This is a genomic window from Mesorhizobium sp. 131-3-5 (genome assembly GCF_016756575.1).
Classification (GTDB): domain Bacteria; phylum Pseudomonadota; class Alphaproteobacteria; order Rhizobiales; family Rhizobiaceae; genus Mesorhizobium; species Mesorhizobium jarvisii.
In genome coordinates, this window is the sequence record NZ_AP023254.1 from 4833357 (window position 1) to 4852008 (window position 18652).

General features: G+C 63.7%; 20 protein-coding genes. 10 read left to right on the top strand and 10 right to left on the bottom strand.

The window, feature by feature from the left end; genetic code table 11:
- Window positions 1-119: 119 nt before the first annotated feature.
- From JG747_RS23745 to JG747_RS23760, 4 genes are read right to left on the bottom strand one after another with little or no spacing between them, the layout of a single operon-like run.
- Window positions 120-641 (bottom strand): CoA-binding protein, encoded by a 522-nt coding sequence (locus JG747_RS23745; RefSeq protein ID WP_032929940.1) that lies wholly within the window; start codon window positions 639-641, stop codon window positions 120-122.
- The gene (locus JG747_RS23750; protein WP_019857662.1) at window positions 638-1414 is read right to left on the bottom strand and encodes an AAA family ATPase; all 777 of its coding nucleotides are present in this window, start codon (window positions 1412-1414) and stop codon (window positions 638-640) included. Before JG747_RS23750 ends, JG747_RS23745 begins: the two co-directional genes overlap by 4 nt.
- Complete coding sequence (locus tag JG747_RS23755; RefSeq protein ID WP_027046749.1) at window positions 1414-1836, bottom strand: VOC family protein; 423 nt, start codon at window positions 1834-1836, stop codon at window positions 1414-1416. Before JG747_RS23755 ends, JG747_RS23750 begins: the two co-directional genes overlap by 1 nt.
- Before the next feature lie 2 nt (window positions 1837-1838).
- Window positions 1839-2660 (bottom strand): enoyl-CoA hydratase, encoded by an 822-nt coding sequence (locus JG747_RS23760; RefSeq protein ID WP_202360168.1) that lies wholly within the window; start codon window positions 2658-2660, stop codon window positions 1839-1841.
- Between the two features lie 155 nt (window positions 2661-2815).
- Here JG747_RS23760 and JG747_RS23765 point away from each other — a divergent pair, with 155 nt between their 5' ends.
- From JG747_RS23765 to rpsI, 3 genes are all read left to right on the top strand, one after another.
- Window positions 2816-3280 (top strand): PaaI family thioesterase, encoded by a 465-nt coding sequence (locus tag JG747_RS23765; RefSeq protein WP_064982595.1) that lies wholly within the window; start codon window positions 2816-2818, stop codon window positions 3278-3280.
- A gap of 215 nt (window positions 3281-3495) precedes the next feature.
- Complete coding sequence (rplM, locus tag JG747_RS23770) at window positions 3496-3960, top strand: 50S ribosomal protein L13 (protein WP_010915638.1); 465 nt, start codon at window positions 3496-3498, stop codon at window positions 3958-3960.
- A gap of 1 nt (window position 3961) precedes the next feature.
- Window positions 3962-4444 carry a 30S ribosomal protein S9 gene (rpsI, locus tag JG747_RS23775; protein WP_010915637.1) on the top strand — a complete coding sequence of 161 codons (483 nt, stop codon included), beginning with the start codon at window positions 3962-3964 and terminating at the stop codon, window positions 4442-4444.
- A 62-nt stretch (window positions 4445-4506) separates the two neighbouring features.
- Here the strand turns inward: rpsI and JG747_RS23780 are convergent, their stop codons facing one another.
- From JG747_RS23780 to JG747_RS23790, 3 genes are all read right to left on the bottom strand, one after another.
- Entirely contained in the window at window positions 4507-5889 is a 1383-nt protein-coding gene (locus JG747_RS23780; protein WP_202360169.1) for an MFS transporter, read from the bottom strand.
- An 87-nt stretch (window positions 5890-5976) separates the two neighbouring features.
- Window positions 5977-7035: a glycerophosphodiester phosphodiesterase family protein gene (locus JG747_RS23785; protein WP_202360170.1), complete on the bottom strand. Its 1059-nt coding sequence runs from the start codon at window positions 7033-7035 to the stop codon at window positions 5977-5979.
- 97 nt (window positions 7036-7132) lie between these two features.
- A complete protein-coding gene (locus JG747_RS23790) occupies window positions 7133-8341 on the bottom strand; it encodes an acyltransferase family protein (RefSeq protein WP_202360171.1) in 1209 nt (402 codons plus the stop codon).
- A 123-nt stretch (window positions 8342-8464) separates the two neighbouring features.
- Here JG747_RS23790 and speB point away from each other — a divergent pair, with 123 nt between their 5' ends.
- Genes speB through JG747_RS23805 form a run of 3 tightly spaced genes read left to right on the top strand, consistent with a single transcriptional unit; the run spans window position 8465 to window position 11268 of the window.
- A complete protein-coding gene (speB, locus tag JG747_RS23795) occupies window positions 8465-9472 on the top strand; it encodes an agmatinase (protein ID WP_010915634.1) in 1008 nt (335 codons plus the stop codon).
- A 30-nt stretch (window positions 9473-9502) separates the two neighbouring features.
- Window positions 9503-10429, top strand: a complete 927-nt coding sequence (gene argC, locus JG747_RS23800) for an N-acetyl-gamma-glutamyl-phosphate reductase (protein WP_202360172.1) — start codon at window positions 9503-9505, stop codon at window positions 10427-10429.
- Window positions 10429-11268, top strand: a complete 840-nt coding sequence (locus JG747_RS23805; RefSeq protein WP_446720598.1) for an aminoglycoside phosphotransferase family protein — start codon at window positions 10429-10431, stop codon at window positions 11266-11268. The genes argC and JG747_RS23805 overlap by 1 nt, the downstream gene beginning before the upstream one ends.
- Window positions 11269-11296: 28 nt before the next feature.
- On the opposite strand, the gene JG747_RS23810 is transcribed toward JG747_RS23805, so the two are convergent.
- Window positions 11297-12388 (bottom strand): COX15/CtaA family protein, encoded by a 1092-nt coding sequence (locus JG747_RS23810; protein WP_083246722.1) that lies wholly within the window; start codon window positions 12386-12388, stop codon window positions 11297-11299.
- Window positions 12389-12540: 152 nt separating this feature from the next.
- Here JG747_RS23810 and JG747_RS23815 point away from each other — a divergent pair, with 152 nt between their 5' ends.
- Window positions 12541-12756: a DUF2842 domain-containing protein gene (locus JG747_RS23815; RefSeq protein WP_019857652.1), complete on the top strand. Its 216-nt coding sequence runs from the start codon at window positions 12541-12543 to the stop codon at window positions 12754-12756.
- A gap of 71 nt (window positions 12757-12827) precedes the next feature.
- Here the strand turns inward: JG747_RS23815 and JG747_RS23820 are convergent, their stop codons facing one another.
- A complete protein-coding gene (locus JG747_RS23820; RefSeq protein WP_019857651.1) occupies window positions 12828-13886 on the bottom strand; it encodes a polysaccharide deacetylase family protein in 1059 nt (352 codons plus the stop codon).
- Window positions 13887-13976: 90 nt separating this feature from the next.
- On the opposite strand from JG747_RS23820, the gene JG747_RS23825 reads away from it, so the two are divergent.
- Window positions 13977-15206 carry a GNAT family N-acetyltransferase gene (locus JG747_RS23825; protein ID WP_202360174.1) on the top strand — a complete coding sequence of 410 codons (1230 nt, stop codon included), beginning with the start codon at window positions 13977-13979 and terminating at the stop codon, window positions 15204-15206.
- A 3-nt stretch (window positions 15207-15209) separates the two neighbouring features.
- Here the strand turns inward: JG747_RS23825 and JG747_RS23830 are convergent, their stop codons facing one another.
- The gene (locus JG747_RS23830) at window positions 15210-15920 is read right to left on the bottom strand and encodes a GntR family transcriptional regulator (RefSeq protein ID WP_202360175.1); all 711 of its coding nucleotides are present in this window, start codon (window positions 15918-15920) and stop codon (window positions 15210-15212) included.
- Window positions 15921-16183: 263 nt separating this feature from the next.
- Here JG747_RS23830 and JG747_RS23835 point away from each other — a divergent pair, with 263 nt between their 5' ends.
- Both JG747_RS23835 and JG747_RS23840 read left to right on the top strand, forming a co-directional pair.
- Window positions 16184-17272: an ABC transporter ATP-binding protein gene (locus JG747_RS23835; RefSeq protein ID WP_019857647.1), complete on the top strand. Its 1089-nt coding sequence runs from the start codon at window positions 16184-16186 to the stop codon at window positions 17270-17272.
- 34 nt (window positions 17273-17306) lie between these two features.
- Window positions 17307-18596 carry an ABC transporter substrate-binding protein gene (locus tag JG747_RS23840; RefSeq protein WP_202360176.1) on the top strand — a complete coding sequence of 430 codons (1290 nt, stop codon included), beginning with the start codon at window positions 17307-17309 and terminating at the stop codon, window positions 18594-18596.
- Window positions 18597-18652: the final 56 nt, after the last annotated feature.

Below are 18652 nucleotides of genomic sequence, written 5' to 3' on the forward strand. Positions count from 1 at the left end.
TCTTGGCGAAGCCGGGCATGGAATGCAAAGAAGAAAATACCCTTCGGCGTGGGACCTTCGACCAAGCTGCAGGAAAATACGGCGCTAGCCGGAATAATTTTGCGCTTCTCGCTCGCGGCCTATTTCTGACGCACGCCGAAACTCTGGAAGCCCTGGCGCATCAGCGGCTTCTTGGACGACAGCACCCCGGAATTGACACCGGTCCAGCCGATCTCGCCGGAGAGCTTGCCGTATTCGATCTTGGGGCAGCGGTTCATCACCACCTTGATGCCGGCGGCCTCGGCGCGAGCGGCGGCCTCGTCATGGCGCACACCGAGCTGCATCCAGATGACTTTCGGCAAGGGATCGAGCCGCAATACCTCGTCGACGATGCCCGGCACCGCGGTCGCGGCGCGGAAGATGTCGACCATATCGATCGGCTCCGGAATATCGGCCAGACTGGCATAGGTCATCCGGCCGAGGATTTCCTTGCCGGCCTGGCCCGGATTGACCGGAAACACCGAAAAGCCCTTGGCCAGCAGGTATTTCAGCACGAAATAGCTCGGCCTGACGTCATTGGCCGACGCGCCGACCATGGCGATGGTCTTCACCGAATTGAGGATGCCGGCGATGTAGGTGTTGTCGTAGCTATCGTGATTCATGCCTCGTCCTCATACAACGCCTCGGCGAGAAAACCATCCGGGTCGTTGCTGAAATCGCGCAACATGCGGAAGTGGTCCGTATCACGAAAGTCGGCGGGCTCGAGCCCGAAGCGGCTGATGCGGAACAGCCGCGCGCCGGGACAGGCCATCAACAATGGCGAGTGCGTCGCCATGATCACCTGCGCGGTGCCGGACTGGTCCATGCGCCGCAGCATCTTCAGCAGCTCGATCTGGCGCGACGGCGAAAGCGCGCTCTCGGGCTCGTCGAGGATGTAGATGCCTTGCCTGCGGCAGCGCTCCTCGAAGAAGCGGATGAAACCCTCGCCATGCGACCAGGACAGGAAATCCGGCGGCGTCCCGCCCGATTCCCTAGCTGCCTCGTCGAGGTAACGGGCAACGGAATAGAAGGATTCGGCGCGGAAGAACCAACCCGCGGTAACCTTCGGCAGCCAGTGGCAACGAAAATTGTCGGCCAGTGCGGCACCGCTCTTGTCGATGGCACGAGAGTGGTCGACCGGGCGGTAACCCTTGCCGCCGCCGGCCTCGTCATAGCCGGCCAAAGCACCAATCGCTTCCAGCAGCGTCGATTTGCCGGTGCCGTTCTCACCGACGATAATGGTGATCGGCGTGGTGAATTCGAGTTCGAAGTCACGGCCGCGAAACAGCGGCAGGTTCCAGGGATATTTTTCCCAGTCCGCGACCCGCGCTGGGTCAAGCAGGACGCGCTTGAGGTATGGTGCCTTGAGCCGCGTCAGCTGTTTGCGGTAAGCCATCACCCGGGCAACGAAATCGTGCCGTCTTGCGCGATCGGAAAGGCCGGATTGTGCGCCACTTCCCAGACGTGCCCGTCCGCATCGGCGAAATAGCCGTACCAGCCACCCCAGAAGGCGCGGCCGGCCGGCTTGACGATACGGCCGCCGGCTTTCTCGGCCATGGCGAGCACCTCGTCGACCTCGGCGTCGGAGCGGGTGTTGTAGGCGAGATAGACGGCGGACGGCGCTCCGGCGAATGTAATGCCGGAATCCGCCTCGGCACTGGCGCGCGGGAACAGCCCGAGAATGACCCCGCCCATCTGGAAGAAGGCGACGCCGTCCGTTATCGCGGCATGCCGTTGCAGACCCATGGCTTCGTAGAAGCGCACGGCGCGATCGAGATCGTCCGTGGCGATGGTGACGATGGAGATGCGCGGCTCCACGGCTACTCGTCCGTCCATTCCGGCTTGCGCTTGCCGATGAAGGCGCCGATGCCTTCCTCGGCGTCCCGCGCCAACATGTTCTCCACCATGACGCGGCCGGTATGGGCATAGGCGTCCGCCAGGCCCATTTCGGCTTGCGCGTAAAAGGCCTCCTTGCCGGTCTTGACCACCAAAGATGATTTGGAAGCAATGGTTTGCGCGTATTTGGTGACGATCTGATTCAGGTATTCGCGCGGCACGACGCGGTTGACCAAGCCGAACTCCTTGGCGGTTGCCGCGTCGATCGTCTCGCCGGTCAGCAGCATCTCCATCGCCTGCTTGCGCGAGACGTTGCGCGACAGCGCCACCAACGGCGTCGAGCAGAACAGGCCGATATTGACGCCCGGCGTGCAGAAGGTCGCCTCATGCGAGGCGATCGCCAGGTCGCAGCTGGCGACAAGCTGGAGGCCGGCGGCCGTCGCCAGGCCGTCGACTTCTGCGATGACCGGCACGGGATGGCGCACGATCGCCTGCATCAGCTGGGCGCAAGCGGCGAATGTCTCTTCGAAGAAAGCCTTGCCGCGATCGGCGTCGGCGCGGCGCGCGGTCATTTCCTTGAGATCATGGCCGGCACAGAACACTTTCCCGGCCGCCGACAGGATGATGACACGAACCGCCTTGTCAGCCCCGGCGCGGTCGAGTTCCGCCGTCAGCGCCGCCATTACCGCTAGCGACAGAGCATTGGCCGGGGGATTGGCGAGGGTGAGCCGCAGCACGCCCTTGTCCAGCCTGGTCGTGACCGGCCCCTCGGCAGCAACAGGCTTGATGGCAAGTATTTCGGCCATGGCTAAGGTCTCCGCGATTCCGGTCGGGCTTACGGACTATCTAATATCGGATCGGCTTTCATCCAACACCCATCGCTTGCGCCAGAAGGCCGAAGATGTTGCCAGCAACGCCCTGCCGCGTTCATACAGGCTTGGCGTAAAAGCGAGATACCGACATGCCCGCCCAGACCAACCTCAAGCCGATGCTGACCGCAGCACAAGTCAATGTGCTGATGGAAACCGTCTATCCCCAGCTCAACGAGCAGTTCAAATATTATGAGGCCATCGACGTTTTCCCAGGCGGCTGCACCGTGCGGCTCAATGCCGGCGAGCGGCATTTGCGTCCGGGCGGCACGGTGTCCGGTCCATCGCTGTTCACGCTGGCCGACATTGGCGGCTATGTCTGCGTGCTTTCCCATGCCGGGCCGGATGCGCTGTCCGTGACGGTTAACCTCGACATCAACTTCGTGCGCAAGGCCGAGGCCGGGCCGATCGATGGCCATTGCCGCATCCTGAAGCTGGGAAAGAGCCTGATGGTGTTCGACATCGACATCGTCGCCGGCCCGCAAGCACACACGATCGCGCACGCCACCGGCACCTATTCGATCCCACCGAAGCGCACCGGTGATGTGGTAAAATAATACCTTTTTACTAAGCTATTGTTTTTACTTCCGTTTCTTCGCTAGATGGCTTTTTGATCGGCTTGACGCGCAATTCCCCGTCGCCTATAAGCCCTCACGAAGCAGCGGCCCGCAAAGGCCGCCGTTTTGTTATTGGCGGCGGGCAAGCGTCTCATCGCCAATCCAAGCAACAAGAAACGCCTTCTCTTTGAAGGTCAAAACCGAGAGCAGAAAACATGACAACCTTTTCGCAGAAGCCTGCGGATGTGGTGAAGAAGTGGATCCTGATCGACGCCGAGGGTCTCGTCGTCGGCCGTCTCGCCACTGTCATCGCCAATCATCTTCGCGGCAAGCACAAGCCGACCTTCACCCCGCATGTCGACGACGGCGACAATGTCATCGTCATCAATGCCGACAAGGTGGTGTTCACCGGCAAGAAGTTCACCGACAAGGTCTATTACTGGCATACCGGCCACCCCGGCGGCATCAAGGAGCGCACCGCGCGCCAGCTGCTCGAGGGTCGCTTCCCCGAGCGCGTCGTCGAGAAGGCCGTTGAGCGCATGGTCCCGCGTGGTCCGCTCGGCCGTCGCCAGATGAAGAACCTGCGCGTCTATGCAGGCGCCGAGCATCCGCATGTCGCCCAGCAGCCAGAAGTCCTCGACGTGGCCAAGCTGAATTCCAAGAACAAGAAGGTCGCATAAGATGGCTGAGCTTTCCTCGCTCGCAGAACTGGGCGCCGCCACCGGCAACACCAATACGCAGGCCGCGGCACCCGTCCACGTCCAGAAGCTCGACAAGTCGGGCCGCGCCTATGCCACCGGCAAGCGCAAGAACGCCATTGCGCGCGTCTGGGTGAAGCCGGGTTCCGGCAAGATCGTCGTCAACGACAAGGAATTCGCGACCTATTTCGCGCGTCCGGTCCTGCAGATGATCCTCAACCAGCCGATCATCGCCTCCAACCGTTCGGGCCAGTATGACATCGTCGCCACCGTCGTCGGCGGCGGCCTCTCCGGCCAGGCCGGCGCGGTGCGTCACGGCATCTCCAAGGCGCTGACCTACTACGAGCCGGCGCTGCGCGCCGTGCTCAAGAAGGGCGGCTTCCTGACCCGCGACAGCCGCGTCGTCGAGCGCAAGAAGTACGGCAAGGCGAAGGCCCGCCGCTCCTTCCAGTTCTCGAAGCGCTAAGCGCTCCGCAGTTTGGGCAATCGAAAGGCCGCCTCCGGGCGGCCTTTTTGCATTGCGAATCCCTATCCTGCGGAATGATCCGCGTCGCGGATGAACAGGAAGGCGCAGAGCGCCGAGAACGCCACGGCGAGCGCGGAGGCGAGGAAAGCAAGCTGCATGCCCTGGATCGTGCCCAGCGCCAAAGCGGAGCCGAACAGCGCGACGCCGATCGCCCCACCCGACTGGCGCACCGTGTTGAGCACGCCCGAGGCTGTTCCCGAGATTGCCGTCGGCACGGACGACAGCAACGCCGTGGTCATGGCGGGCACCGCAAGACCGATGCCGACCGGCAGAAACAGCAGCCGCCACAGCAGCGACAGATAAGAGGTGTCGGCCTGGATCAGCGCCATCAGGCCGAAACCGGCCGCGCCGATAAGCAGGCCGATCGCCATCGGCGACCGAGGGCCATACGTCGCGGCGATGCGTCCGGCGGCAATGTTCGACACGGTGACCGCCGCCATGAACGGCAGGAAGGCGAGCCCGGTCATTTCAGGCGAAAAATGCCTTTCCTGCTGGAAATAGAGGCTGAGCATGAAAATCGTGCCGTAGAGCGTCAGATTGACCGCCAGTCCAACGAGGCTGGTCGCCGCCGGCACGCGGCTGGCAAATAGCTTCAGTGGAAACATCGGCGCCTTGGTCCGGCTCTCGACCAGCAGGAACAGGCTTCCGGCCACTGCAGCCACGGCCAGTCCGCCGATAACCGGCAATGAAGCCCAACCGGACGAGCCGGTTTCGATGAAGGCGCCGGTCAGCGAAAACAGCGTCAGCACGACAAGCCCCTGCCCGGCCCAGTCGATCGGCGGCTTTTCAGCCTTCAGCGGCGTTTCGCGTAGAAACCGGTAGGCCATCCAGATGGCAAGAGCGCCGATGGGCAGGTTGACCAGGAAGATGCTTGCCCAGCCGAGCGACCCGACCATGAAGCCGCCGAGCACCGGCCCGGCCGAAAGTGCAACACCGCCAGCCGCCGTCCACAGGCCGACGGCCCGCGCGCGGCGCGCCTTGTCCGAAGCGTAGGCACGGTTGAGCAGCGCCAGCGAACACGGCATCAGCAAAGCCGCACCCGCGCCTTGCACGGCGCGCGCCGCGATCAGCACCCAAGGGCTCCCTGCCAGGCCACAAACCAGCGAGGCGATGCTGAACAGCGCCATGCCGCCGACGAACACCCGGCGGGCGCCGATCCTGTCGCCGAGCGCACCGCCGGCGAGCAGCAACGAGGCGAAGGCAAGCGTGTAGGCATCGACCACCCATTGCAGGCCGCCTATGCCCATCGAAAGTGCAGCGCCGATCCTGTTGAGGGCGACATTGACGATGGAGACATCGAGCTGCACCACCACGAACCCGAGACTGGTCGCGGCGACAGTGGCGGCATAGGTGGCGCGGGGCTTGGAAACGATGGTGTCGGTCATGCCTTGGCATAACGGCTTCTCGCTGACACCGTTCCGTCAGGAGAGGCCAGCCTGCGACAACCAGTCAGGGATGCCGATCCCGGCAAATCAATTGATGCTGGCGGTCGCGGCGGGTTCGATGCGTTCGCCCGTCCCGGCATAGGGCACGCGGTAACCGTTCGCCGCCAGCCAATCGATGGCCGCCTTCGGTTCGTCGGTCTGGATGATGGTGGCGCCGCGATCGGCCCAGAAACCCCAGGCTTCGCGCGGCAGGCTGGCCTGGACCGCCAATTCGTCGCCACGGCCGCCTGCGAGAAACCCGCCGGGCTTGTTGACGATGGCATAAGTGTCGGCCCAGATGTGCCAGTTGCCCCGCACCGCGGCCGCGCGCATGCGCGTGCTGAACAGCGGTCCGCCGGTTTCGGTCAGCGTCTCGGCGCCAGCCCGCCAGTTGATCAGCTCGATCGCGCGCGGCGAGAAGGCGTGGTCGACCGTTTCGGCGAAACCGGCATCATGCACCGCGTCATCGGCGATGATCGGCTTGAACTGGACGCCGCCGCCGATCGCGGCCATGGCGGCCTTCACCGTGGCAATCCTGGTCTGGTTCCAGAGGTTCTCCTTGACGATGACCTGGTCGGCCATGCCGAGATCGCGCGCCACCGCGATCATGCCCGGCAGGTCGCCGACTTCGAGCTTGTTGTCGAGATTGATCAGGATCCGGTCCCTGGTCGCCAGCAGCATCTCGCGCAGCGTCGAAACCCTCTCGTCGGTGACGGCGCGGGTGCCCTCGATCACCAAGCGGCAGGTCTTCAGTTCGGCCAGCGTGTATTTTGCCACCTCGCCGTTGCAGGTCGTGGTGCGGTCGAGCCAGCTGTCATGCATGACGACGAACGCGCCGTCCTTCGAGCGCCTGATGTCGACCTCGACGATCTCGGCGCCCATGGCGATCGAGCCTTTGACGGCGGCGAGCGAATTTTCCGCATAAAGCGTCTTGCCGGCCTGCATACTGCCTGCGCGATGGGCGGCCACCATGACATGGTCGCGCCACTGGTTGGCATGCTCGAAGCGGTCGAGGATCTGCCTGGCGCGGCTTTCGTCCGCAAAGGCCTGACCAGAGACGGCCGCAAGGGTCGTGCAAAGCAGAAGGCTCAGCCAGATCGTCCGCATTCGAGAATCGCTCCTTGCCGGATCGAAGCCGGGATAGGCGATGCCCGTGACATCTGGGTGAACGAAGCCGGCTAGCGGATGGTCGCGATATCTGGCGTCAAATGCGCTTCGAGAGCCGGCGGAACCAGGCCATCGCCGGCATTTCAATGAAACGCCAGGTGATCCACGATGCGGCGATGGTGGCGACGAGCATGATGACGATTGCAACCGTTCCGGCCCAGCCGGTGCCGAAGCCCGTCGCCGGCGAGCCGCGCAGCACGATGTCGCCGACCAGGCCGAGGCCAAGCTTGTGCTCGACGAGCCCGGCAACGTTGATCAGGCGCGCCTGCACGAAGATGTGGACCATGTAAATCGAGTAGGACAGCGCGCCGAGCGTCAGCATGACCGGCGCCCGTAGCAAGGCGGAAATCCAGCCGCCTTCATGGGCGAAGAGAAACAGCGCCAGCGCGAACACCAGGGGTGCCGCGATGCCGAAATCATTGCTGCCCGCCAGCGACACGAAAAACACGATGGCCGCCACCATGACGATTTCGGCAAGGGTCCAGCTCAGCCGCGGGCCGCTTCTGGCGAGGAGCTGTCGTGCCCCTGCAATGGAATCATGCTGAAACCAAGCCAGCAGGGCGCCGAGCGAGAAGCCGTAGAGGCAGCGGATGAAGCCGAAATCGTAGGATACGTCCATATGATGCGTGGAGAAACCAAACAGGAACAGCGGCGCGGTGACGGCGGCGGCGAAAAGCCATATCCAGGCACGCGCGCCGGCGATGAAGACCACGCCGGCAAACAGGAGATAGGCGAAGAACTCCGCCGAAATGCTCCAGCTTGGCGCATTCCAGGTCAGATGATCCTCGAAGCCCATCCCTTGCAGCAGGAGCAGATTGGCAAGCAGGCTCTTCAAATCGAAACCGCCGGTGAAGGGGGCAGCGCCGGTGCCATGCAATTGCGGCAGCATCAGCCGCAGCAGTTCGAAGCCCGCAAAGGCCGCGAGCATGATGACATGCAGCGGATAGATGCGGCCGAACCGCACCAGCGCGAAGCGGGCGACCTCTATCGGCTGACTCAGCCGATCCGCATAGCTGCTGGCGATGACGAAGCCGGAAAGGACGAAGAAGAAATCGACGAAAAGATAGGACGAACCGATGAAGGCGCTCTGCGAGATCGCGGAAGCGGTCGGGAAATGAAACAGCGCCACAAGCAGCGCGCAGATGCCGCGCCACGAATCGAGAACCTGGAAGCGCTCGCCGGCTATCGTGCCGGCATGGGTCGACACCACGCCATCGGACGGATTAAGAAACGCGGCCTGCGTCATGATGGGACAAATCCTGTCTTGCCGTGGCACCCGGGCGGCGCCGTTTCGTCTCCCCAAGCTGTGACTGGCATCTTCCATGCCGGTTCTGTAGTTGTTGCACCCCGATGAAAACGAGGACCAGTAATGGCGACCAAGAACATCGACCATGCCTTCACCGCCCGCTCCAAAACGGGCGGCGCCCTTGAGCCGACCTATTCCGGCGCGCTGTCGTTCATGCGGCGCAAATACACCAAGGACGTGAAGGGCGCGGATGCGGTGGTGTGGGGCATTCCCTTCGACGCCGCCGTCACGAACCGGCCCGGCGCCCGTTTCGGGCCGCAGGCGATTCGCCGCGCCTCGGCGATCCTCGACAATGACCCTCAGTATCCATTCTCGCGCGATCTGTTCGAACATCTCGCGGTGGTCGACTATGGCGACTGCCTGCTCGACTCCGGCAACCACCAGAAAACCCCCGGCACGATCGAGCGCGAAGCGGCGAAGATCCTGAAATCAGGCGCCTTCCTTTTGACGCTGGGCGGCGACCATTTCGTCACATGGCCGCTGCTCAAGGCACATGCCGCCATCCACGGACCGCTCGCTTTGGTGCAGTTCGACGCGCATCAGGATACCTGGGAGGATGACGGCAAGCGCATCGACCACGGATCCTTTGTCGGCCGTGCGGTCAAGGAAGGCATCATCGATCCGGACCGTTCGATCCAGATCGGCATCCGCACCCACGCCCCTGATACGTTCGGCATCAAGATCCTCTACGGCCACGAAATCGAGGAGATGCGTGCCTCCGACATCGCCTACGCCATCGTCGACCGCACCGGCGGCAAGAAGACCTACCTGACCTTCGACATCGACTGCCTCGACCCGGCCTATGCGCCCGGAACCGGCACGCCGGTGGCCGGCGGCCCGTCCTCGGCGAAGATCCTGTCGACGCTGCGCCAGCTCAACCAGGTCGATATTGTCGGCGCCGATGTCGTGGAGGTTGCGCCGGCCTATGATCACGCCGATATAACGGCGATCGCCGGCTCGATGGTGGCCATGCAGTATCTCGGCCTGCTGGCTGAACGAAAGGCACGGCAGGAAGAGATGAACAACGGCAATCACAACGGTGCCGCGGTGAATCACGGCAACGGTATATAGTCTCGGAATATCAGGGAATTTGATCAGGTCATGAAACCGAAAATCTTCATCGACGGCGAGCACGGCACCACCGGCCTGCAGATCCGGGCGCTGCTTGCCGAGCGTGGCGACCTGGAGATCATTTCCATCCCCACCGAGCGCCGCAAGGAGACGGCGGCGCGCGCCGAATTCCTCAATGCGGCCGATATCGCGATCCTGTGCCTGCCGGACGATGCGGCGAAGGAGAGCGTCTCGCTGATCGCCAACGACACCACCAAGGTCATCGATGCATCGACCGCGCATCGCGTCGCCGAAGGCTGGGCCTATGGCTTCGCCGAGATGGACAAGGACCAGGCCAGGACGATCGCCACGGCCAAGCGCGTCGCCAATCCCGGCTGCTGGCCGCAGGGACCGATCGCCACGCTGAGGCCACTGGTCACGACAGGCCTGTTGCCGGCGGATTTCCCCATCACCGTCAACGGCATTTCGGGCTATTCGGGCGGCGGACGCCCGATGATCGAGGACTACGTCGCCAAGGGCGAGGACGCCTCGGAGTTCCTGCCCTATGGCCTCACCCTGCAGCACAAGCATGTGCCGGAACTGCGGGCCTATGCAAAACTGTCACATGACCCGATCATGCAGCCGGCGGTCGGCAATTTCGCCCAAGGCATGATCACAGTGGTGCCGCTGCAGCTCGGCGGCCTCGAGCATGTGCCGACAGGCGCGGAGCTTCATGCAGCCATTGCCGACCATTTCGCTGCCATCAAGGGCGGCGTGGTCGAGGTGGCGCCCTATGCGCACCTGGAGCGCATGCCGGAGATCGATCCCGAGATCTACAACGGCACCAACCGCATGAAGGTCTATGTCTTCGCCAACGACAAACGCGCGCAAGCGCTGCTGCTGGCGGTCTACGACAATCTCGGCAAGGGTGCCTCGGGCGCAGCCGTCCAGAACATGGACCTGATGCTCGGGCTTTGATGGACGCACCAGTTTTCCCGGCGCGCTGGAAAATCAGCGCGCCCGAACTCATTGCCGAGACCTTTTCGAGCCGCATCTGGAAGGTTGTTCGCGGCGACGGCTCGCCGGCCGTCGTCAAGGCGCTCAAGCCTTTCGACGATGTCGCCGACGAATTGCGCGGCGAGCATTTCCTCGCCTGGCGGCGCGGTGAAGGCGCGGTGCGCCTGCTTGGCCGCGACGGCCACAGCATGCTGCTGGAATATGGCGGCGACACCTTGCTTACCCAGGTTCTCGATGAACAGGGCGACAATGCCGCAACCGGAATCGCGGCTGAGGTGATGGCGAAACTGTTTTCGCCGTCGCATCACCCCTTTCCGCCCGAGCTGCAGCCGCTCAGAGAGCGGTACGCCAGCCTGTTCAGGAAAGCCGCAACCGACCGAGACGCGGGTCATGCCAGCATCTATGTCGAGGCAGCGTCGATCGCCGGACGGCTGCTGGATAATCCGCACGATATCAGGCCCTTGCATGGCGACCTGCACCACGACAACATCCTGCACGGACCGCGCGGCTGGCTGGTGATCGATCCGAAGGGCGTGCTCGGCGATCCCGGCTTCGACGCCGCCAACATGTTCTACAACCCGCTCGACCGCGACGCGCTTTGCCTCGATCCCCAGCGGATCGCACACATGGCCGAAGTCTTTGGCAAGACGCTGGGGCAGTCGCCGCCGGCAATACTGGACCATGCCATCGCCTATGGCTGCCTGTCCGCGGCCTGGCACCACGAGGATGACAATACGGTCGAGGAAAACCGCGAACTGTCGATCGCCAAGGCGATCCGGGCGGTGCGGGCGAATTTCTGACCTGAGGGACGGGCCGAGCGGCTCGGGATCAACTCCTGAGCACGATCTCCTGCGGCAAGGGATAGGCGCCCTTGGTGCCGCGCCAGTGCGCGGCAGCGAAACCCAGCACGATCAGCGCAAACCCCTGATGTGTCAGCGCCATATGCAGCGGCACCTGCATCAGCAGTGTGCCGATGCCGATCGAGGCCTGCACCAGCACCAGCACAAACAACAGCGTCGCGCGGCGGGCATGGGTTGAGCCGGGCAGTCGACGACGCGTGGCGATCATGTGCCAGAGCGCGACGGCGAAGACCGTATAGGCGCCGAGCCGATGGATGAACTGCACCGTCTTCGGGCTTTCGAAGAAGTTGCGCCATGCCGGCTCGAGGATCAGCAGATCGCCGGGGATGATCTTGCCGTCCATCAGCGGCCAGGTGTTGTAGCTCAGGCCGGCGTCGAGCCCGGCGACCAGGCCGCCGAGATAGATCTGGATCAGCGCCAGGAACACGATGAAGCCGGCCAGGCGCTGCGTCGAGCGATCGGCGGCGGGCTCCGAATGCGGCGCCAACCCACGCGCGACGACCATGGTGGCGGTGAAGATCAGCGCCGCCAGCGTCAGATGCGTCGCCAGCCGGTACTGACTCACGGACACACGGTCGACCAGGCCTGAGGCCACCATCCACCAGCCGATGGCGCCCTGCAGGCCGCCGAGGAGAAGAATACCGACGAGTTTCGGCCCAAGGCCGCGCTCGATGCGGCGGCTCACCCAGAAGAACAGCAGCGGCAAGGCGAAGACCAGGCCGACGCTGCGCGCCAGCAGACGGTGCGCCCATTCCCACCAGAAGATCGACTTGAACGCCTCGATGCTCATGCCCTTGTTGAGCTCGGTGTATTGCGGGATCTGCTGGTAGCGCTGGAATTCCTCCTGCCACTCGGCGTCGTTGAGCGGCGGGATGACGCCATGGATCGGCTGCCATTCGGTGATCGACAGGCCGGACTCCGTAAGCCGCGTGGCGCCGCCGACCAGCACCAGTGCAAACAGCACCAGAAGCACGACATAAAGCCAGCCGCGCACAAGCGCGCGGTTGTGCAGGTCGCGGTCGCGGGCGACGTATGGGTGGGCGGCTGATATGGCAGCCATGATCTGTCCAGTCCGGTTGAATGTCGCGGATTGGTGAACCATAGCATCCGTGCTGGCAAGACCATGCAGCGCGGCACGCCGTCGCGCCCGATGTCGCGGGTTGCGCGTGTCCTGCGTTCGGCCTAAGCGGTAGCGATCAACGAGGCCAAGCCATGCCCATTCGCCTGAAAAAGCTGATCGGAATGTTCCTGCTGGTGGCACTGGTCATCATCTATGCGCTGGTCGCATCGATCTTCGCCGTCGCCCGGCTGTCGGAGTCCAGCGCGTTGGTGCAATTCCTGTTCTTCCTGCTCAGCGGCCTGCTCTGGGTGCTGCCGGCGATGGGCATCATCAAGTGGCTGATGCTGGAGCCGCGCTCGAAAGGCTGAAACGGGCTGCCTTGGCTCGCAGCTCATACGCTGCTGGATCAACGCGCAAGGCGGATTGACGGCAAACCCGGTCAGATGGTGACGACCATCTTGCCAGCATTGGCGAGCGGCGTCGTCACGCCCGACAGCATGGTGCGGATATGGGCAAGGCTCTGGTAGCGGCCATTGATCGAAATGCGCGGCAAGGCATGCAGGAAGCCGGCATGTTCGGCGCGCAGCACGCCATGGCGGGTCGTCACGGCGGAGACATAGCCGGCGTCAGCGACAAAGCCGACTTCGCGGCAGCCGACGGCGCTTGCATAGCCATAGGGATAGGCGAAATGGAGTGGTTCGCTGCCAAGCTCTGCTCGCAACATGCCCTTCACGGCGTCGATCTCGCGCCGTGCATCGGCCTCGGAAAGCCGCTTCAGATTGCTGTGGTTGATCGTATGGGCGCCGATCGTAACCAGCGGATGCGCGGCGACGGTGCGGATCTCATCCCAGTTCATCAGCGTCCGCAGGCGCGAGGCGTCCGCGTCGACGCCGTTTGAACTGGCGAGATCGCGCAGCACGGTGCGCAGATCTTCCTCACGAACCTCGGTGGCCAAGTAGGCGTGCAGCCGGGTTATGGCCTGGCTTTTCCTGGCCGGGGTCGCGCAATCGATCACCGCCGGACCATTCGAGGTCGACAGAGTCAGGCGGTCCGACGCGTTGACGATATCCTCGGCCACATCCCACCATAGATCGGCGGTGCCGTCGATCAGCCCCGGCGCCACATAGATGGTGATCGGCGCGCGGTGCTTCTCCAGCACCGGCAGGGCCTCGGTCATGTTGTCACGATAGGCATCGTCTGCGGTGATGGTGGCGAACCGGCCGCCCTTGCCGCCTGCCTTGATGCGCTGCACGGCCTCGTCCATCGAGACGAAAACATAGCCGTCCGCCTTCATGTCGGCGATCACCGCATCAAGGAAACTCGGCGCGATGTTGAGGTGGCGGTTGACGCTGTCGGGTTTTTCCGGTGTCGCAGTCACGCGGTGCAGCATCAGGATGGCACCGATGCCGCCGACAAATGGCCTGGCCAGTGGTGCGAGGCCGGTATAGCGAGCGACGTTGAGCGCCAGTTTCCGGATTGCCTCCCCACCGTCGATCATTCATTCACCTTTTGCGCCTAGGCTGATCCAAGCACGGAATACGCCTGCGCGCCCCCCAAATCGGGATCAATACGCCTTAAGGATTGAGGTATGGTTGACGCAATGGCGTCATTTGACGGCAATCGGCTTGCGGCGACCGAGGCTTCGCCACGCGCCCTGCCGAAGGATGCCGCCGGGCCATCGGTCTCCGTCGTGGGTGCGGACGGGCTGGCGGCCTATGCGGAATTCTGCCGGTCGGCGCTTTATGCGCCGGCCCAGGGCGCAACATGGATCCTGAACTGGGCCGCGCAGCTCGAGCCCGATCTGTTGGTGGCGACGCTCACTCTCGGAGGCAAGCCGGTCATCGCACTGGCGCTGGAGGTTGTCAGCCAGCGCCCGTTCCGGGTCGCCCGTTTCATGGGCGGCCGCCATGCCAATGGCAATTTCGCGGCCGCTGACCCGCAATGGCTGGCCAGGGCGGAGAGCGCGGTCGTCGGCTCAGTGTTTGGGGCCATTGCCAAGGCTAGGCCCGACATCGATCTCATCGCGCTGGAACGATTGCTGCCCGATCTCGACGGCATCGCCAATCCGCTCGCATCGCTCGATCATTTCTCCAGCCCCAATCTTTCGCTGGCCGTCGACCTTGGCGGGGGCTTCGATGCGCTGCTGCTGCGCGCCAGCGGCAAGCGCAAACGCAAGAAACATCGGTCGCAGATGCGCAAATTCGACGCCGTCGGCAGCCATCGGCGCATCGAGGCGTGCAGCCCGGACGAGGTGGAGAGATTGCTCGACGCCTTCTTCGAGATGAAGGAGCTCCGCTTTCGCAAGATGGGCATTGCCAATGTCTTCGGCGGCGACCAGACACGCGCCTTCTTCAGGGCGCTGTTCACGCAGGCCCTGGCCGAGGACACGCCCTCTTTCGTGCTGCATGGCTTGGAAGTCGCCGGCAAGCTACGCGCCGTCACCGGGTCGAGCCGCTCCGGGAAACGCCTGATCTGCGAGTTCGGAGCGATCGCCGAGGATGATCTCGCATCCAGCAGTCCCGGCGATTTCCTGTTCTTCGACAACATCCAGGAAGCCTGCGAGACGGGTTTTACCGTCTACGATTTCTCCGTCGGCGACGAACCCTACAAGCGGCAGTGGTGCGATATCGAAACCCGGCATTTCGAGGTGCTGGTCCCGCTGACGCTGAAGGGCCGTGCGCTGGCGCAGACGCTTCGCCAGGGCGCGCGGCTGAAGGCCTTCGTCAAGAACAGCCCGACGATCTGGAAGCTGACCAAGATGCTGCGCCGCAAGGCAGCCGGACAGGCAGCGCCAGCTGCCACCGACGACGAAAACTAGCCGTCAGAAATTGAGAGCCTCGCGAAGCGCCGGGCCCGCCCTGACGCGCAGATCGAGATCGGCCTCGATATGGTCGATGTGGTGCAGCATCAGCCGGCTGGCCCGTTCGCAATCGCTGCTCTCCAGCGCACCGACAATTTCCGTGTGCTCGCTGTGCCCGCAGGCCGACACGCCAGACCGCCCGTAAAGCGCGATGACAAGCGAGGAGCGCGCGACCAGTTCCTCCATGAAGCGCTGCAGGATGGCGTTGCCGGCGACCGAAGCAAGCAGCAGATGAAAATCGCCGGACGCCTTGATCTCGGAACGCCGCGCGGTCGGACCGCGCTCGGCGATGAAGCGGCCCTCCTCGTCGAGTTGCGCCCTGAAGGCGGCGATGTCGGCTGATGTGACGCGCCCGCAGGCGGCAATGGCAATGCCGGGCTCGATCAGCCGGCGCGAGGCGAACACCTGGCGCGCCTCCTCGGGCGAGGGGTTGGCGACGAACGCGCCGCGGTTGCGCTCCGTGCGCACCAGGCCTTCGAAGGACAACATCTGCAGTGCCGCGCGCGCCACGGTGCGCGACACGTCAAACAGCGTGCCGACCTCGCCCTCCGACAGCTTGGTGCCCGGCGCCAGCCGGCGGTCGACGATGGCGTCGCGCAGATTGTCGCGGATCGCCTGCGCGCGATCCTGGTTGGCGCTGTCGGCGGAATAGATGTGATCGGCAATATTCATGGCGATGATGTTCCCGCACCCTTCTAACGCGACTCGCCGTCTGCGCACGAGAGGCAAAGTGAACACAAAGCCAAAAAATATTGCATACGATTTTTGTGCAGATCGCGCACAATCGCCCATAATTTGTGCAATGCACAAAGCCGCCCGCCAGATAGGCAACGGCCGACAGGCCTGATTTTCTAGACAATTCAAATGTTTGGCCAGTCACCCCGATATTGGCACGCATGATGCATTGGTTAATGCGACCAAACGGGGAAGCCTGAATGTCCAAAGCCGCCGAGATCGACATCGTGTCCGTTTCGAAAGTCTATGGAACGACGACCGCCGTCGAGGATATCAGCCTGAAGATTCCGGCGGGCACCTATTGCTGCCTGCTCGGTCCCTCCGGCTGCGGCAAGACCTCGACGCTGCGCATGATCGCCGGCCACGAAAGCATTTCGTCGGGTGACGTCCGGCTCGGCAACACCGTCGTCACCGACCTGCCGCCGGCCAAACGCGGCACGGCGATGATGTTCCAGTCCTATGCGCTGTTCCCGCATCTCGACCTCATCGACAATGTCGCCTTCAGCCTGAAGATGAAGGGCGTCGACAAGGAGAAGCGCCGCGCCAAGGCGCTCGACATGCTGAAGCTGATGCAGATGGAGGCCTATGCGACGCGCCGCCCGGCGCAGCTTTCCGGCGGCCAGCAGCAGCGTGTCGCGCTCGCCCGCGCTCTGATCACCGATCCCGAAGCGCTGCTGCTCGACGAGCCGCTTTCGGCGCTCGATCCGTTCCTGAAGATCCGCATGCGGGCCGAGCTGAAGAAATTGCAGACGTCGCTCGGTATCACCTTCGTCCACGTCACCCACAGCCAGGAGGAGGCGATGGCGCTTGCCGACCTGATCGTGGTGATGAATGACGGCCGCATCGAACAGGCAGCGCCGCCGCGCGACGTGTTCGAGCGGCCGGCCACGGCCTTCGTCGCGCGCTTCATGGGCGACCACAATGTCATCTCCGGCCGGGTCACCGGCAGCCGAGACGGCATGGTCGTCTTCGACGTCAACGGCGGCGGTTCGCTCGCCACCAGCGGCGCAGCACAGGAAGTGGGCGCGCCGATCGACATCGCCATCCGTACCGACCATGTGCGCATCGGCGAGGCCCCCGCGCCCGGGCTCGGCTTCACCGGCATCGTCGCCAACATCGAATATCGCGGCGCCACGGTGAAGCTCTCCGTCACCGGTGCCGGCATCGACGACTTCACTGTCATCATCGACGATTCCGACTTCTTCGCCAAACCCGTCGCCATTGGCGATGCCGTACCGCTCGCCTGGGATGCCGAGGATGCGATCGTCCTCGGCCACCTTCATTCATGACATCAACCAAGCAAAAGAAGACAGGGGAATAGACATGACAGACACAATACAATCCAAGACTGGCATCTCCCGCCGCTCGCTGCTCAAGACGGGTGCGGCCGCCGTCGGCCTCGCCGCCGGCTCGGGCGTCATCACGGGCTTCCCGACCATCTGGGCGCAGTCCAACATCACGCTGCGCCAGTTTGGCACCGGCGTGTCGAACCTCAACGCCATTGCCGACAAGTGCAAGGCTGACCTCGGCATCACGCTGGAGATGACGGCAACCGATTCCGACGCCGCCGCCCAGCGCGCTGTGACCCAGCCCGACAGCTACGACATCGCCGATATCGAATACTGGATCTGCAAGAAGGTGTTCCCCACCGGCGTGCTGCAGCCGATGGATGTCAGCAAGCTGAAATATTACGACGAGCTGGTGCCGCTGTTCAAAACCGGCAAACTCACCCCCGACAGCGTGATCGCCCAGGGCACGGCGCCGCACACGGTGGGCTATGTCGAGGCGCAGGACTCCAAGACCTTCGCCAAGGCGCCGACCAACTGGTTCACCATGGTGCCCACCATCTACAACGCCGACACGCTGGGCATCCGCCCCGACCTCGTCGGCCGCGACATCACTACCTGGGCCGACATCATGGACCCGGCCTTCAAGGGCAAGACCGCCATCCTCAACATCCCCTCCATCGGCATCATGGACGCAGCCATGATCATGGAAGCCATGGGCAACATTAAATATGCCGACAAGGGCAACATGACCAAGGACGAGATCGACAAGACGATCGACTTCCTGATCAAGGCCAAGCAGGGCGGCCAGTTCCGCGCCTTCTGGAAGTCCTTCGACGAGAGCGTCAATCTGATGGCATCGGGCGAAGTGGTCATCCAGTCCATGTGGTCGCCGGCGGTGGCCGCCGTGCGCTCCAAGGGCATCCCTTGCCGCTTCCAGCCGCTCAAGGAAGGCTACCGCTCATGGGGCGGCGGTCTTGGCCTTGCCGCCCACCTCAAGGGCGCGGAGCTCGACGCTGCCTACGAATACATCAACTGGTACACGTCGGGCTGGGTTGGCGGCTACCTCAACCGCCAGGGCTACTACTCGGCCAACATGGTCTCGGCCAAGAAGTTCATGACCGAGGACGAGTGGGGCTACTGGATCGAGGGCAAGCCGGCCAAGGGCGAGATCAAGGCACCGGACGGCACCGTCATGGAGAAGGCCGGCGCCGTTCGCGATGGCGGCTCTTTCGAGGAGCGCATGGGCAAGGTCGCCTGCTGGAACTCGGTGATGGACGAGGACCGCTACATGGTGAAGCGCTGGAACGAGTTCATCGCGGCGTAAGGAACAAGCGCCTCTCCTCTTCCCCTTCTCCCCCTGGGGAAGGGGAAGGCAGCTCC

Excerpts from the sequence above, each read along its gene's own strand:
- argC (WP_202360172.1), top strand. The coding sequence starts at position 9,503 with ATGAAACCGAAAATCTTCATCGACGGCGAGCACGGCACCACCGGCCTG.
- JG747_RS23815 (WP_019857652.1), top strand. The coding sequence starts at position 12,541 with ATGCCCATTCGCCTGAAAAAGCTGATCGGAATGTTCCTGCTGGTGGCA.
- JG747_RS23785 (WP_202360170.1), bottom strand. The coding sequence starts at position 7,035 with ATGCGGACGATCTGGCTGAGCCTTCTGCTTTGCACGACCCTTGCGGCC.
- JG747_RS23745 (WP_032929940.1), bottom strand. The coding sequence starts at position 641 with ATGAATCACGATAGCTACGACAACACCTACATCGCCGGCATCCTCAAT.
- JG747_RS23765 (WP_064982595.1), top strand. The coding sequence starts at position 2,816 with ATGCCCGCCCAGACCAACCTCAAGCCGATGCTGACCGCAGCACAAGTC.
- JG747_RS23835 (WP_019857647.1), top strand. The coding sequence starts at position 16,184 with ATGTCCAAAGCCGCCGAGATCGACATCGTGTCCGTTTCGAAAGTCTAT.
- JG747_RS23780 (WP_202360169.1), bottom strand. The coding sequence starts at position 5,889 with ATGACCGACACCATCGTTTCCAAGCCCCGCGCCACCTATGCCGCCACT.
- JG747_RS23820 (WP_019857651.1), bottom strand. The coding sequence starts at position 13,886 with ATGATCGACGGTGGGGAGGCAATCCGGAAACTGGCGCTCAACGTCGCT.
- JG747_RS23805 (WP_446720598.1), top strand. The coding sequence starts at position 10,429 with ATGGACGCACCAGTTTTCCCGGCGCGCTGGAAAATCAGCGCGCCCGAA.
- JG747_RS23810 (WP_083246722.1), bottom strand. The coding sequence starts at position 12,388 with ATGGCTGCCATATCAGCCGCCCACCCATACGTCGCCCGCGACCGCGAC.
- rpsI (WP_010915637.1), top strand. The coding sequence starts at position 3,962 with ATGGCTGAGCTTTCCTCGCTCGCAGAACTGGGCGCCGCCACCGGCAAC.
- rplM (WP_010915638.1), top strand. The coding sequence starts at position 3,496 with ATGACAACCTTTTCGCAGAAGCCTGCGGATGTGGTGAAGAAGTGGATC.
- JG747_RS23750 (WP_019857662.1), bottom strand. The coding sequence starts at position 1,414 with ATGGCTTACCGCAAACAGCTGACGCGGCTCAAGGCACCATACCTCAAG.
- JG747_RS23790 (WP_202360171.1), bottom strand. The coding sequence starts at position 8,341 with ATGACGCAGGCCGCGTTTCTTAATCCGTCCGATGGCGTGGTGTCGACC.
- JG747_RS23830 (WP_202360175.1), bottom strand. The coding sequence starts at position 15,920 with ATGAATATTGCCGATCACATCTATTCCGCCGACAGCGCCAACCAGGAT.
- JG747_RS23760 (WP_202360168.1), bottom strand. The coding sequence starts at position 2,660 with ATGGCCGAAATACTTGCCATCAAGCCTGTTGCTGCCGAGGGGCCGGTC.
- JG747_RS23840 (WP_202360176.1), top strand. The coding sequence starts at position 17,307 with ATGACAGACACAATACAATCCAAGACTGGCATCTCCCGCCGCTCGCTG.
- speB (WP_010915634.1), top strand. The coding sequence starts at position 8,465 with ATGGCGACCAAGAACATCGACCATGCCTTCACCGCCCGCTCCAAAACG.
- JG747_RS23825 (WP_202360174.1), top strand. The coding sequence starts at position 13,977 with ATGGTTGACGCAATGGCGTCATTTGACGGCAATCGGCTTGCGGCGACC.